Source organism: Amycolatopsis sp. NPDC043885, from assembly GCF_056435685.1.
Window position 1 is genome coordinate 181,545 of record NZ_JBWKEA010000009.1, and the last position, 13,617, is coordinate 195,161.

Annotated in this window: 12 protein-coding genes and 1 riboswitch; of the genes, 7 read left to right on the forward strand and 5 right to left on the reverse strand. The window is 69.7% G+C overall.

Annotated elements, in window-relative coordinates:
* Positions 1-9: 9 nt before the first annotated feature.
* The 3 genes from AC069I_RS25650 (at position 10) to AC069I_RS25660 (ending at position 4,126) form a co-directional block, all read left to right on the forward strand.
* The gene (locus AC069I_RS25650) at positions 10-855 is read left to right on the forward strand and encodes a DegV family protein (protein ID WP_478227673.1); all 846 of its coding nucleotides are present in this window, start codon (positions 10-12) and stop codon (positions 853-855) included.
* A 146-nt stretch (positions 856-1,001) separates the two neighbouring features.
* Positions 1,002-1,724: a ComEA family DNA-binding protein gene (locus tag AC069I_RS25655; RefSeq protein ID WP_478227674.1), complete on the forward strand. Its 723-nt coding sequence runs from the start codon at positions 1,002-1,004 to the stop codon at positions 1,722-1,724.
* The gene (locus AC069I_RS25660) at positions 1,721-4,126 is read left to right on the forward strand and encodes a ComEC/Rec2 family competence protein (protein WP_478266552.1); all 2,406 of its coding nucleotides are present in this window, start codon (positions 1,721-1,723) and stop codon (positions 4,124-4,126) included. Before AC069I_RS25655 ends, AC069I_RS25660 begins: the two co-directional genes overlap by 4 nt.
* A 17-nt stretch (positions 4,127-4,143) precedes the next feature.
* Here the strand turns inward: AC069I_RS25660 and thrC are convergent, their stop codons facing one another.
* Positions 4,144-5,409 (reverse strand): threonine synthase, encoded by a 1,266-nt coding sequence (gene thrC / locus AC069I_RS25665; protein WP_005158594.1) that lies wholly within the window; start codon positions 5,407-5,409, stop codon positions 4,144-4,146.
* A gap of 13 nt (positions 5,410-5,422) precedes the next feature.
* A riboswitch (SAM riboswitch) is annotated at positions 5,423-5,555 on the reverse strand.
* Positions 5,556-5,690: 135 nt separating this feature from the next.
* On the opposite strand from thrC, the gene holA reads away from it, so the two are divergent.
* Positions 5,691-6,674 carry a DNA polymerase III subunit delta gene (gene holA / locus AC069I_RS25670; RefSeq protein WP_478227676.1) on the forward strand — a complete coding sequence of 328 codons (984 nt, stop codon included), beginning with the start codon at positions 5,691-5,693 and terminating at the stop codon, positions 6,672-6,674.
* Positions 6,675-6,726: 52 nt separating this feature from the next.
* On the opposite strand, the gene rpsT is transcribed toward holA, so the two are convergent.
* Entirely contained in the window at positions 6,727-6,987 is a 261-nt protein-coding gene (gene rpsT / locus AC069I_RS25675) for a 30S ribosomal protein S20 (RefSeq protein ID WP_007034798.1), read from the reverse strand.
* Positions 6,988-7,346: 359 nt separating this feature from the next.
* Here rpsT and AC069I_RS25680 point away from each other — a divergent pair, with 359 nt between their 5' ends.
* Together AC069I_RS25680 and AC069I_RS25685 are read left to right on the forward strand one after the other, a co-directional pair.
* A complete protein-coding gene (locus tag AC069I_RS25680) occupies positions 7,347-8,225 on the forward strand; it encodes an EamA family transporter (protein WP_478227677.1) in 879 nt (292 codons plus the stop codon).
* 23 nt (positions 8,226-8,248) lie between these two features.
* Positions 8,249-8,623 (forward strand): VOC family protein, encoded by a 375-nt coding sequence (locus AC069I_RS25685; protein ID WP_007034800.1) that lies wholly within the window; start codon positions 8,249-8,251, stop codon positions 8,621-8,623.
* Here AC069I_RS25685 and AC069I_RS25690 read toward each other — a convergent pair.
* A complete protein-coding gene (locus AC069I_RS25690; protein WP_478232153.1) occupies positions 8,620-9,207 on the reverse strand; it encodes a class I SAM-dependent methyltransferase in 588 nt (195 codons plus the stop codon). The two genes, AC069I_RS25685 and AC069I_RS25690, sit on opposite strands and share 4 nt — an antisense overlap.
* A 113-nt stretch (positions 9,208-9,320) precedes the next feature.
* On the opposite strand from AC069I_RS25690, the gene lepA reads away from it, so the two are divergent.
* Complete coding sequence (lepA, locus tag AC069I_RS25695) at positions 9,321-11,162, forward strand: translation elongation factor 4 (protein ID WP_034316306.1); 1,842 nt, start codon at positions 9,321-9,323, stop codon at positions 11,160-11,162.
* Positions 11,163-11,210: 48 nt separating this feature from the next.
* On the opposite strand, the gene AC069I_RS25700 is transcribed toward lepA, so the two are convergent.
* On the reverse strand, positions 11,211-11,657 hold the full coding sequence (locus AC069I_RS25700) for a pyridoxamine 5'-phosphate oxidase family protein (protein WP_478266553.1): 447 nt from the start codon (positions 11,655-11,657) through the stop codon (positions 11,211-11,213).
* 57 nt (positions 11,658-11,714) lie between these two features.
* Positions 11,715-13,478, reverse strand: a complete 1,764-nt coding sequence (locus AC069I_RS25705) for a family 20 glycosylhydrolase (protein WP_478266554.1) — start codon at positions 13,476-13,478, stop codon at positions 11,715-11,717.
* Positions 13,479-13,617: the final 139 nt, after the last annotated feature.

Here is a 13,617-nt window from a genome sequence, read left to right on the forward strand (position 1 = left end):
CTGACTGCCGTGTCGGTCGCCGTAGTCACGGATTCCACCGCCCACCTGCCGGAAGGCTTCGCCGAACGGAACGGGATCCGGGTGGTCCCGCTGCACGTCCTCGTGGACGGTGTCGTTTTCCTCGACGGCGTCGAAATGGGCCCCGCCGCTCTGGCCGAGGCACTCGGCAAACGCAGCCTGGTGACGACGTCCCGGCCGACGCCCACCGAATTCGTCAAGGAGTTCCGGGCGGCGCTGGCCGAGGGTGCGGACGCCGTCGTGTCGGTGCATCTGTCCAGGGAGTTGTCCGGGACCTGGGAGGCCGCGGTGCTCGCGGCCCAGGAGGTCGGGCCGGACAAGGTGCGCGTGGTCGATTCGCGCAGCACCGCGATGGGACTCGGCTTCGCCGCCCTGTGCGCGGCGAGTGCCGCCGCGGACGGGGCCGACCCCGCCGAGGTGGAGGCCGCCGCGGTCGACGCGGTGGGCCGCTCGGAGACCCTGTTCGCCGTCGAAACCCTCGAATACCTGCGTCGCGGCGGGCGGATCGGTCCGGCGGCCGCCCTGCTCGGCACGGCGCTCGCGGTGAAACCGGTGCTCCACATGTCCGACGGCCGGATCCAGCCGTTGGAGAAGGTGCGGACGATGAATCGCGCGGTGGCGCGGCTGGTCGAACTCGCCGTGAAAGCGGCCGAAGGCGGGCTCGCCGACATCGCCGTCCACCATCTCGCTTCGCCCGAGCGCGCCGTCGAACTGGCCAACCGGCTCGAGGAATCCATCAACTGCCCGGACGGGTGCGTGGTCTCGGAGATCGGCGCCGTCATCGGGGCCCACACCGGCCCCGGCGTGCTCGGCGTCGTGATCCAGCGAGCGGGCTGAGGAAACCGTCCAGCGTCGCATACGACCCCGACGGAAACCGGTGATCCGGTCTCGGCCGTGCCCTGGTTGTCCACAACACCCCACTTGTCCACAGCCTCGGGATTCACCACTGCCGCCCGCCGCTCCCGCTCCGTAGCGTCGGTCACGTGTTCGACCAAACCGCCCGTCCATCGGGACCCTCCGTCAACGCCAGGCTGGCGTGGCTGGCAGCGCAGCTGTCGTCGCCCACCCAGGGCCCGCCCGCGGGCAGGCTCGTACGCCGCTGGGTGCCCACCCGGTTCACGGCGGACGGGATCCCGGTGAGCCGGCGGTGGTTCGTCGTGGTGGCCGTGCTGATCGCGGTGGCCGTGATCGTGACCGGCGCGATCGCCTTGTTCGGACACCGGCCGGGGGCGGAGACCCCTCCTCCCCTGCCGTCGGCGAAGGCCGCCGGAGACGTCCCCGCCGCGGCGGGGAAGGCGCCTCTGGTGGTCAGCGTCGTCGGCCGGGTCCTCAAACCCGGCCTGGTCACGGTCCCTCCGGGCGCACGGGTCGCCGATGCCCTCACGGCGGCCGGTGGGGCACAGCCCGGAACGGATCTGACCGGAGTGAATCTGGCCCGGCGGCTCACCGACGGCGAGCAGGTGGGCGTCGGCGTCCCCGTTCCGGCCGCGGCCGGAACGGCGGCACCGCCGGGGAAGCTCGACCTGAACTCGGCCACGGCCGAGCAACTCGACACCCTGCCCGGGGTCGGCGAGGTGATGGCGAAACGCATCGTCGACTGGCGGTCCGGGCACGGCGGGTTCACCAGCGTCGAGCAACTCCGTGACGTAGAAGGGATCGGCGAATCCAAATATCGAAAGCTCCGGGAAGTGGTGTCCGTCGGATGAACCCGTCCGCCGATCCGTCCGAAGTGGACACCGCGTCGTGGCGAGGACAGGACTTGCGGTTGATACCGGCCGCGATGACTGCCTGGCTCGGCACTCTTTCCGGGCTGTTGGGCGGCTGGTGGATCACGATGCTCTGCGGTGCGGCCGCCGTGGTGCTCGCGATCGCCGCCGGTGTCCGTGCCCGCCGGACGGCGTCCCGGTGGGTGGCGGGCCTGGGTGCCCTGGCGGTCCTCGGCGTGCTCACCGCCGGCCCGGTGGCGCTGCGGATCCGGGCCGCCGAGCACGACGACCTCCGTGCCGCCGCCGCACGGGGGAGTGACGTCACCACGAGGGTGGTGGTCACCGAGCGGCCACGTCCGGTCCGCGGTGCCGGATACGCCGATCGCCGGGCAGGCACCCGCCTGGTGGTCATCGCCGCGACGGTGGACACCGCGGTGACGGGTGAGCGCGTGGTGGATTCGGCCGGCCGGATCCTCCTGCTCGCTCCCGCCGAGGGGTGGACGGCCCTGTTGCCCGGGCAGCAGGTCACCGCCTCAGGGCGGCTCGCGCCGTCGAAGGGGGCTGAACTGACGGTCGCGGTCCTTTCGGTGCGAGGCCCGCCGTCGGCCCTCGGGCCGGCGCCTTGGTGGCAGCGAGCCGCGGAATCGCTGCGCGCCGGGCTCCGGGAGCTGTGCACCGTCCTCTCGGAGGAGCAGGCCGGTCTCGTGCCCGGGCTGGTCGTGGGGGACACGAGCACACTGTCCCCGAGGGTCGAACGCGAGTTCACGGACTCCGGCATGTCCCACCTGATGGCCGTGAGCGGTGGAAACGTGGCGATCGTCTGCGGCTCGATCCTTCTCCTGCTGAGGGTGCTCCGGGTCGGGCCGCGGACCTCCGCCGCCGCGGCCGCCGCGGGGCTCGCCGGGTTCGTGGTCCTCGCCGGGCCCGCGCCCAGCGTGCTCCGCGCCGGGGTGATGGGGGCGGTCGGGCTGCTGGCGCTGGCACTGGGGCGCCGGGGTTCGGCGTTGCCCGCGCTGGCGTTCGCGGTGGCCGGGCTCGTAGTGGCCGACCCCGCGATGGCCGCCGACTTCGGGTTCGCGCTTTCGGTGCTGGCCACGGCCGGCCTGGTGCTGCTGGCGCCGAGGTGGGCGGAATGGCTGGTCGGACGCGGTGTCCCGGCAGGCTACGCCGAGGGGCTGACCATCCCGCTGGCCGCGTTCGTGGTGACGACGCCGGTCATCGCGGGCATGGCGGGATCGGTCAGTCTCGTCTCGGTGGTGACCAACGTGCTCGCCGCGCCGGTGGTCGCCCCGGCCACCGTGTTCGGCGTGCTCGCCAGCGTCGTCGGCCCGTGGTGGCCGTCGGCGGGAAGGCTGCTGGTCCGCCTGACCGAACCCGAGGCGAGCTGGCTCATCACCGTGGCCCGCCACGGCGCCCGCGCACCGGGAGCGGTCCTGGACTGGCCGGACGGCTGGTGGGGCGGGCTTCTGGCGGCCGGACTGCTTGTCGTCCTGCTCGTCGCCATCCGGCTGCGGCACGCCAGGATCCTCCTGGCGGTCGCGCTGGCCGCCGGGCTGCTCGTCTTCGTACCGGTGCGAGTGCTGGCTCCGGCGTGGCCGCCGGCGTCGTGGAGTGCCGTCGCCTGCGACGTCGGGCAGGGCGATGCCGTCGTCCTCGCCACCGGCGAGCAAGGGCGGGCGGTCCTGGTCGACACCGGGCCGGAACCGGGGCCGGTCGACGAATGCCTGAGCAGGCTCGGCGTCGACCGGGTTCCGCTGATCGTGCTGAGTCATCTGCACGCCGACCACATCGGCGGCCTCGAATCCGTCTTCGAGGGCAGGTCGGTCGGGGCGGTCGCCGTCGGCCCCGGCCGGGCTCCCGCCTGGGCGTGGCAGCAGGTCGCGGACGAGACCGCGCGCCGCGGGATTCCCTTGCTGGAGCTGGAGATCGGGCAACGGCTGGACTGGCCGGGGTTGTCACTGGATGTACTGGGGCCGCGGTATGTCACCGGTCGATCGGTCCGCGAACAGGACGGCACGGTGATCAACAACGGTTCCGTCGTCCTGCGCGCCGGGACCCCGGCGGGCCGGGTGCTCCTGACGGGCGACATCGAGCTCGCCGCGCAGGCCGACCTGATGGCCGAGGGGGCAGAACTGCGTGCCGATATCCTGAAGGTCCCGCACCACGGAAGCCGTTACACGGCACCGGATTTCCTCAACGCCGTCGCGCCGCGGGCGGCGTTGGTGAGCGTCGGCGCCGGAAACACGTACGGGCATCCGAACAAGTCCACTTTGGACAATCTGGCCGCCGTCGGCGCGTCGGTCGCCAGGACGGACACGGACGGCGACACCGCGGTCCTCGCCGACGCGCGAGGCCTCGCCCTGGTACGCCGGGGTGAGCCCCGCGGCCCGCCTCGTACTTGAGGCGGGCCGACGGGAACTCAGATGCCCAGAGCCTCGCGCACCGCGTCGGCCGAGGCGCTGACGGTGGCCTTGGGGCCGATCTTGTCCTCGACGGCGTCGAGGGTCTTGAGGCCGTCACCGGTGATCAGCAGGACGATCTCCTCGTCCGGGTTGAGCTTGCCGGTCTCGATGAGCTTCTTGGCCGTCGCCACGGTGACGCCGCCGGCGGTCTCGGTGAAGATGCCTTCGGTGCGGGCGAGCAGCCGGATGCCCTCGACGACCTCTTCGTCGGTGACGTCTTCGATCGCGCCACCGGTGCGGTTGACCACATCGAGGACGTAGGGGCCGTCGGCCGGATTCCCGATCGCCAGCGACCGGGCGATCGTGTCCGGCTTGACCGGTTGGACGACGTCGTGCCCCGCGCGGAAGGCCGCCGAGACGGGGGAGCAGCCGGTGGCCTGCGCGCCGAACACCTTGTACGGCGTCTCGTCGACGAGGCCGAGCTGCCCGAACTCGCGGAAACCCTTGTCCACCTTGGTGAGCTGGGAACCGGAGGCGATCGGCACCACGATCTGGGAGGGAAGTCGCCAGCCGAGCTGTTCGGCGACCTCGAAGGCCAGCGTCTTGGAGCCTTCCGAGTAGTAGGGCCGGACGTTCACGTTGACGAACGCCCAGCTCTCCTGCTCGGCGGCGAGCTGGGTGGCGAGCCGGTTCACGTCGTCGTAGTTGCCGTCGACCGCGATCAGGTCACCGTCGTACACGGCGGTGGTGAGGATCTTGGCGCGTTCCAGGGTCTTCGGGATCAGCACGACCGACCGCCAGCCGGCACGGGCCGCCGCGGCGGCGACGGCGTTGGCCAGGTTGCCGGTCGAGGGACAGGCGAGCACATCGAACCCGAACTCGCGCGCGGCCGCCAAAGCGACGGCGACCACGCGGTCCTTGAAGGAGTGGGTGGGGTTGCCGGTGTCGTCCTTGACCCAGACCTTCTTGACACCCAAGGCTTTCGCGAGCCTGTCGGCCTGGATGAGCCGGGTGGCGCCGGGTTCGGTGTTGGGGATCTCTTCGACATTCGAGGGAACGGGAAGGAGTTTCTTGTAGCGCCAAATGTTCTTCGGTCCGGCTTCGATGTCCTCGCGGCGCACGCGGCCGAAGTCGTAGGCGACTTCGAGCGGCGAGAAATCCTCGGCGGAAACGAATTCGGGAGCGAGCGGCTGCCGGTGTCCCTCTTCCTTCGACACCAGTTCGACGGCCGGTCCGAGATCCGGGGTCTTGGTGGTGGAGGTCGTGCCGAGGGTTGCGGTCATCGCGAGGTTCCTTTCCTCATCTGCCCCGCCATGGCGGGCCGGAATTGGCACCGTGTTCGTCAGCTATCCCGCGATCGCGGGATGACAGGCTGACGCCGGTTGCCGGGGCTTCATCGGGCCGTTCCCTCTGCCCCTCTGGATGAGCGGTATTCGATTGTCGGCACGCGCATGATCGCGTCGCCTCGCCAACACCGTACGACATGAGGCTCAGGTGGGGCCACAGTGCCCGCAACACATCACCGGACAAAGCACACGAGAGGAGGAGTGGCAGGATCGTCACCGTGACGACGCAAGCTTCCGCCCCATCGCCGCTGGTCCTGGTTCTCGGTGAGGAAGAGCTGCTGATCGAACGCGCGGTCCGCAGCGCCTCGGACGCGGCCAAGGCGGCCGACCCGACGGCGGATCTCACCCGGATCCGGGTGTCGGACCTCACAGTCCCAGCCCTCGCGGAGATGGTCAGCCCCTCCCTGTTCGCCGAAGGCCGGGTGATCGTCCTCGAGTCCGCGCACGACATCTCGCAGGAGCTAGCCGACGGGGTGATGGCCTACGTCAAGGCGCCCGCCGACGGCATCGTGCTTGTCGTCGTGCACAGCGGAGGCGGCCGGAGCAAGGCCGCGAAGGGGCTTCCCGCTGCCTTGAAGAAGGCCGGTGCGGAGGTTGTCGAGTGCCCGAAACTGACCAAGCCCGCGGAGCGGGAATCCTTTGTCCGCAACGAGGTCCGCCGGGTCGGCGGGAAGATCGACGGTGCGGCCGTGCTCGCGCTGATCGACGCGGTCGGTTCGGATCTGCGTGAACTGTCGTCGGCGGCGACCCAGCTGGTCGCGGACGCCGGCGGAACGGTCGACGAGCAGGCGGTCCGGCGCTACCACCGGGGCCGTGCGGACGTGAACGGGTTCGCCGTCGCGGAGAAGGCCGTCGCCGGGGACAAGGCGGCGGCGCTGGAGTCGCTGCGCTGGGCGATGCAGCTGGGCGTACCGCACGTGCTGGTCGCGGACGCCCTCGCCGACGCCGTCCGGACGATCGCGCGGGTGTCCGGTGCCGGTCGCGGGAACCCGAACCAGATGGCGGGTGAGCTGGGGATGCCGCCGTGGAAGGTGCGCAAGGCCCAGGGGCAGGCCCGCGGCTGGGGCCAGGACGGGCTCGCCACCGCGATGCGGGTGGTCGCCCGGCTCAACGCCGAGGTCAAAGGGGTCGCGGCCAACCCGGAGTACGCGCTGGAGCGCGCCGTCCTGGAGGTCGTCGCCGCCCACGGCGCAAGCCGCTGAACACGGCGAAGGGCCCCGGCGACGCGCGTCGCCGGGGCCCTTCGAAAGCCGATCAGAGAGAGTTCGCGCGCTTCGCCAGCGCGGACTTCTTGTTGGCGGCCTGGTTGGCGTGGAGAACGCCCTTGGTCACGGCCTTGTCCAGCTTCTTGGCCGCGTCCTTCTGCAGCTCCAGGGCCTTGGCCTTGTCGCCGGCGTCGGCGGCCTCGCGGAACTTGCGGATCGCGGTCTTCACCGAGGACCGGATCGCCTGGTTGCGCTGACGCGCCTTCTCGTTGGTGGTGATGCGCTTGATCTGCGACTTGATGTTGGCCACGGGGGCGCTCCTCTTGAATCTCTCGGTGGTTTCACCGCCGCGCTGTGACCGGCCCTGCGTGCTCGTGGGAGCGCGCGGGTTTCCTCCATGACGGAATGCCACACGACGGTGAAAGGCAAGCTTAACAGCCGTCCAGGGGTGGCTCGCGGCCACCTCGGGACGGGTGCTTGAGGTACGGTGCGGAGCGTAGTGCCTAGGGTTCCGCCGCCTGCCCGTTCAGCGAAACACACAATCAGGGCAGATGGGACAGGTCCGAGCGGCACCATCGGCGGGGCCGGAAGCGCCGCCGTTCATCTGACGGGACAAAAGCCTGGAGGACCGGTGTTTTCCGCGTGCGCGGAAAACGTGAAAGGTCCGTCGTGAACGCCACCGCCCTGTTTTTCGTCGTCATCGCCGCCGTCATCCACGCGGGCTGGAACCTCGCGGCCAAGCGGATCCGTCGTGGCGGAGCCCGGTTCGTCTGGGCTTACTACAGCCTCTCCGCGATCCTGCTCGTCCCCGTCATGGCCGTCTCGCTGGCCGTGGAGCCGCAACGTCCACAGTGGACCTGGCTGCTCGCCGCGGTGGTCACGGCGGTGTTCCACGTCACCTACGGGATCGTCCTCCAGCGGGGCTACGCCGTCGGCGACCTTTCCGTCGTCTATCCCGTCGCCCGCGGTACCGGGCCGCTGATCTCGGTGCTCGCGGCCGTCGTACTGCTCGGCGAGCGGCCGGGGGTGCTCGGCCTGGTGGGCGCGTTCCTCGTGGTCGCCGGAGTGCTGGTGATCGGGACCGGCCGGGCGTCGGCGCATGCCGACGCCGCCGATCGTGTCGCTCGCCGCAAAGGCCTGGTCTACGGAATGCTGACCGGGCTCACGATCGCCGCCTACACACTTTGGGACGCCCATTCGGTCACGGGCCTCGCGGTCCCGCCGATCGTCTACTTCGGAACCGGCGCGATCGTGCAGAGCCTCCTCATGACGCCGTACGCGCTGAAGGACCGCGAAGAGATCTCGTGGCTCTGGCGCGAACACAAGCGTGAGGTGTTCGTCGTCGGTGTGCTCTCGCCGGCCGCCTACCTGCTGGTGCTCTACGCCCTCCAGATCGCTCCGGTGAGCCTCGTCGCACCGGCGAGGGAGCTGAGCATCGTCCTGGGCGGCCTCGCCGCCTGGCTGGTCCTGGGGGAGGCGAACGCCGTCCGCAGGCTGGCCGGGTCGGTGGTGGTGCTGGCGGGGATCACCGCGATTGCGATGGCCTGAACCCATCCGGTAGGGATTGAGCCATGGACGTGCTGAGCAGCAGGGTGCTGATCCACCCGAAGGACCTCGACGTGTCGACGGCGTTCTATCGGGACACCCTGGGCCTGGCCATCGACAAGGAGTTCCCCGGCGGGACGGTGTTCTTCGCCGGGAACGGGTCGATCGAGATCGTCGGTACCGGGAAAACCGGCCCGACCCCGGACGTCGCGTTGTGGCTCCAAGTGCGGGATCTGCCCGCGGCGCTCGAGGAACTCGCGGAGAAGGGTTTGGAGCCTGTCCGCGGGGCGCGGCGTGAACCCTGGGGTCTGGACGAAGCGTGGATCGCCGATCCGGACGGCACCAGGATCGTGCTGGTCGAGGTGCCGCGTGAGCACCCGTTGCGCACTGATCCGCGCTAGGCCGGCGGCTTGATCGCGCGCAGCTGAGCGGCGAGCGAGGCACCGAAGCCCGGCGGTTCCCAGGTCCAGGTCTGCAGGTCGGTGAAGCCGGCGGCGGTCACTTCGTCGGCCAGCTCGTGCCGGGACACCGGCAGCCACTTCTCGTGCGCCGACAGCAGCAGCCGCCCGCCGGGCCGCAAGACGCGGAACAGTTCGGCGAACCCGGCCGCCCGGTCCCTCCACAACTGCACGTTGTTGACGCTCAGGACCACGTCGACGCTCTCGTCCGGCTGGCCTGTGGAGTCCGCGGTGCCGTGCCGTAGCTCCACCTCGTCGCCGCAGCGGCGGCGCGAGCGGACGAGCATCTCCTGGGAGGGGTCGACGCCGATCGCGCGGCCCGCGCGCGCGGCCGTGGCCTCGAGACCGATGCCCGGCCCAGGGCCCACGACCAGGGCGGTTTCGCCGGACCCGATCGACGCCAGCTCGACGACGCGAAGTTCGGTGGCGGCGTTGCCGTGCGCCATCGCCCGGCCGCCGAACCGGCCGAGCAGTCCCCGGGGATGGCCGAACGTCCGGTCGAGTATCTGGGAGAGTGAAGTACTCATACTTCGAGGGCACCACAGCTCATCACGGGCCGCATCGGGGATGACCCCCACTCGCACCCGGAGCGGCATGGGACCATAGAGGTGGCACACCCCGACCTTCGCGAGGAAACCCGTTGACGACGTTCGCCGACACGACCTTCACGCCCCCGGAGCTCATCCGGAACTTCTGCATCATCGCGCACATCGACCACGGCAAGTCGACCCTGGCCGACCGGATGCTGCAGCTCACCGGCGTGGTCGAGGAACGGGCCATGCGGGCTCAGTACCTCGATCGAATGGACATCGAGCGGGAACGCGGCATCACCATCAAGGCGCAGAACGTGCGCTTGCCCTGGAAGGTCGACGGGCAGGACCACGTCCTGCACATGATCGACACCCCGGGCCACGTCGACTTCACCTACGAGGTCTCTCGCGCGCTCGAGGCGTGTGAAGGCGCCGTCCTGCTGGTCGACGCCGCGCAGGGGATCGAGGCGCAGACGCTCGCCAACCTGTACCTCGCGCTGGAGAACAACCTCCAGATCATCCCGGTGCTCAACAAGATCGACCTGCCGTCGGCGGATCCGGACAAGTACGCCGCCGAGATCGCGCACATCATCGGCTGCGAGCCCTCGGACGTGCTGCGCGTGTCCGCCAAGACCGGTGTCGGTGTCGGTGACCTGCTCGACGCGGTGGTGAAGCAGGTGCCCGCGCCGCAGGGTGACGCCGACGCCCCGGCACGGGCGATGATCTTCGACTCGGTGTACGACACCTACCGGGGCGTCGTGACCTACATCAGGGTCGTCGACGGCAAGATCACGCCGCGCGAGCGGATCAAGATGATGTCCACCGGCGCCACCCACGAACTCCTCGAGGTCGGGATCATCTCGCCGGAGCCCAAGGCGAGCAAAGGGCTGGGCGTCGGTGAGGTGGGTTACCTCATCACCGGGGTGAAGGACGTCCGGCAGTCGAAGGTCGGTGACACCGTCACCTCCGAACGCCAGGGCGCGAAGGAGCCGCTCGCCGGTTACCGCGAGCCGAAGCCGATGGTCTACTCCGGCCTGTACCCGGTGGACGGTTCGGACTACCCGGACCTGCGCGAGGCCCTGGACAAGCTCCAGCTCAACGACGCCGCGCTGGACTACGAGCCCGAGACGTCGGTGGCGCTCGGCTTCGGCTTCCGCTGCGGCTTCCTGGGCCTGCTGCACCTGGAGATCACCCGCGACCGGCTGGAGCGCGAGTTCGGCCTCGATCTGATCTCCACGGCGCCGAACGTCGTCTACGACGTGGTGCTGGACGACGGCAAGGAGATCCACGTCACCAACCCGTCGGACTGGCCGACCGGTAACAAGATCGACAAGGTGCTCGAACCGGTCAGCAAGGTGAGCATCCTGGCGCCGTCGGAGTTCATCGGCACGATCATGGAGCTGTGCCAGAACAAGCGCGGCACGCTGCTCGGCATGGACTACCTGTCCGAGGACCGGGTCGAACTGCGGTACAACCTGCCGCTGGGCGAGATCATCTTCGACTTCTTCGACACGCTGAAGTCACGGACGCGCGGTTACGCGTCGCTGGACTATGAAGAGGCTGGCGCGCAGGCGGCGGACCTGGTCAAGGTGGACATCCTGCTTCAGGGCGAGGGCGTCGACGCGTTCTCCGCGATCGTGCACAAGGACGACGCCTACAACTACGGCAACCGCATGGTGAACCGGCTTCGCGAGCTGATCCCGCGGCAGAACTTCGAGGTGCCGATCCAGGCCGCCATCGGCGCCCGCATCATCGCCCGCGAGACCATTCGCGCGATTCGCAAGGACGTGCTCGCGAAGTGCTACGGCGGTGACATCTCGCGTAAGCGCAAGCTGCTGGAAAAGCAGAAGGAAGGCAAGAAGCGGATGAAGACCGTCGGCCGGGTCGAGGTCCCGCAGGAAGCCTTCGTCGCCGCGCTGTCCACAGAGGACTCAGGCAAGAAGAAGCAGTAACGGCAGGAAAAAGGCCGCCCGGATCATGATCCGGGCGGCCTTTTCGCGTCAGCGATTCCCGCTGATGCGGTTCGCCGTGACGAAGACGGCGACCCGGCGTTCGGCGGCCATCACGCGGTCGTACTCGTCCCAGTCGTCGTGGGTCCCCGTCGCCGCGATGAAGACCTCGCGCAGCAACCGGGGGAGGCCTGCCGGGTCGAAGTCCGGGTCCGGGTCGTCCGGTCCGATCAGGTGCGTGCTTCCCTGGACCGCCGCCCACTCCCAGCCGCGCCGGAAGGTGACCGTGGCGTGGCCGGCCCGGCGGAACAGGTCGAGTTTCTTCACCCCGCCCATCGCCACGAAGGCGACTCCCGGTGTCTTGGTGACCGGGTCTTCGAAGACGCCGGCGTTGACCACCGAGGAGTGGACGGTGCCGTCCGCGCGGACCGTCGAGACGGTCGCGAGTCCGTTTTCGCGCAAGGAAAGGGTGCGGACGAGTTCGAGGTCTGCGTCCATGGGGCCACCGTAGCCCGCCCGGCCAGGGGAAGAGGGCCGAGCGGACCAACGGAAGGATCAGCAGGTGCCGTTGTCGCGCCAGACACCCCATTGGCCGCCTGCGCCGGGTTCCTCGCCTTGCGTCCACCACTGCGCCGTCCACTTGTGCCCGTTGTGGGAGACGGTCGCTCCTCCGGTGTAGACCGAAGCGCGGTCCCAGGCGGGGAGCGAGCAGGTGCCCGGGTTCCCGGATCCGGTTTCCCAAGGCACTTGGCTCGACTTGTAGTAGTCGAGGCCCTGGGCCTGCCACCGCGGGGCTTGAGCGCCGAGGCGTACTCGGAAGGTGTTCCAATCGTGGGTCGACCACGGCGACCAGCCGAGTTCGGCGTGCGCGGGGAGCCGGGGGAAGGCGAGGTAGTCGATGTTCGCCGGGGTGACGACGGTTTCGGTCCACAGCGGCGATTCGACGCCGCGAACGGCGGATTCGGGCACGCCGGAGAGGTAGGTGCCCGGATTCCAGCTGTAGGCGTCCTGGACCTCGATGTAGCCGGCCCACGAGAGCCCGATCGGGGTACTGGAGTTGTACTTCATGTCCAGGTAGGCCTTGTTCGCCGGCGACAGGATCACCTTGCTGCCGCGGGCGACGGCGTTCGTGACCTCCGTGCTGGACGTCGTCGTGCCCCAGAACTGCGGAGTCGCCGTGGCGGGCAGGGTGGCCTTGCCGATCTCGTGCCAGCCGACGACCTGCTTGCCCGCGGCGGCCACCATCGGCAGCACCCGGTTCATGAACGTGCGGTAGTCCGCGTCGCTGGTGGCCTGGGCCTCGTCGCCGCCGAGGTGGAAGTACGGCCCGGGCGTCAGCGCGGCGACCTCGCGGATGACGTCGTTGACGAAGGTGTAGGTGATCTCTTTCGAGATGCAGAGGGAGCTGTAGCCGACGGCGGTGTCGGTGCGCAGCGGGGGAGCGGTGTTGTTGCAGTTCAGCTCGGCGTACGAGGCCAGGGCGGCGTTGGTGTGCCCGGGCATGTCGATCTCCGGGATGACCGTGATGAACCGCGAGGCCGCGTAGTTCACGATCTCCGTGTACTGCGCCTTGGTGTAGTAGCCGCCGGCGCCACCACCGACCTGGGTGCTGCCGCCGTAGGTGGTCAGCCGCGGCCAGCTGTCGATCTGGATGCGCCAGCCCTGGTCGTCGGCGAGGTGCAGGTGCAGGTTGTTGATCTTGTACTGCGCCAGCTGGTCGATGTACCGCTTGACCGTGGCGACCGGATGGAAGTGCCGGGCGACGTCGAGCATCGCGCCGCGGTAGCCGAATCGCGGGTAGTCCAGGATGTCGGCACCCGGGACCGTCCAGGGCCCCTGCTGGACCGTGGAGCTTTCGATTTTGCCCGGCAGCAGCTGCCGCAGTGTCTGTATGCCACCGAAGAGACCTTGCGGTGTCGTAGCGCGCAGGACGACCGAAGCGGACGTCGAGTTGAGCTGGTAGCCCTGGTCGCCGACACGAGAGTCGGCGCCGGACAGGAGTAGCGAGATGCCGTCGGCTGGTGTGCCCGACGGCGCGTCGGAGACAGGCAGGGGGAAGCCGGTGGACGTGCGGAGGATCCCGGCGAGGTAGTCGCCGACGGCCTTGGCCTGTGCCGAACCGGCCTGGGTGTAGATCTTGGTGTTCGTGGTCAAGGTGTGGTCGGAGCCGGTGACCGCACGGACCGAGACCGGGACCGGGACAATCGCCTGCAGTGGCGGAGTGGCCGCGTCGGCGACGGGGGCGGCTGCGGTGGTGGCGCCGGCGAGCAGCGCCACCCCGACGAAGGCGCGGCCCAGCCGCGCTTTCAAGGTCTTCACCGGGTGCCTCCAGGGGACAGGGGGCGTGACGCACGTCACGCGCTGGCTCGATCGTCGCATTCTCGGCGTCAAAGGTCTAGACCACCAAGAGGGAATCTCGGAGTGACTCGAACGTCACATTCCGTGTCGCCACGAGGGG

Bases quoted from the DNA above. Each gene is read 5' to 3' on its own strand.
- AC069I_RS25700 (WP_478266553.1), bottom strand. From the start codon at position 11,657: ATGGACGCAGACCTCGAACTCGTCCGCACCCTTTCCTTGCGCGAAAAC.
- thrC (WP_005158594.1), bottom strand. From the start codon at position 5,409: ATGACCGCAACCCTCGGCACGACCTCCACCACCAAGACCCCGGATCTC.
- AC069I_RS25690 (WP_478232153.1), bottom strand. From the start codon at position 9,207: ATGAGTACTTCACTCTCCCAGATACTCGACCGGACGTTCGGCCATCCC.
- AC069I_RS25685 (WP_007034800.1), top strand. From the start codon at position 8,249: ATGGACGTGCTGAGCAGCAGGGTGCTGATCCACCCGAAGGACCTCGAC.
- AC069I_RS25660 (WP_478266552.1), top strand. From the start codon at position 1,721: ATGAACCCGTCCGCCGATCCGTCCGAAGTGGACACCGCGTCGTGGCGA.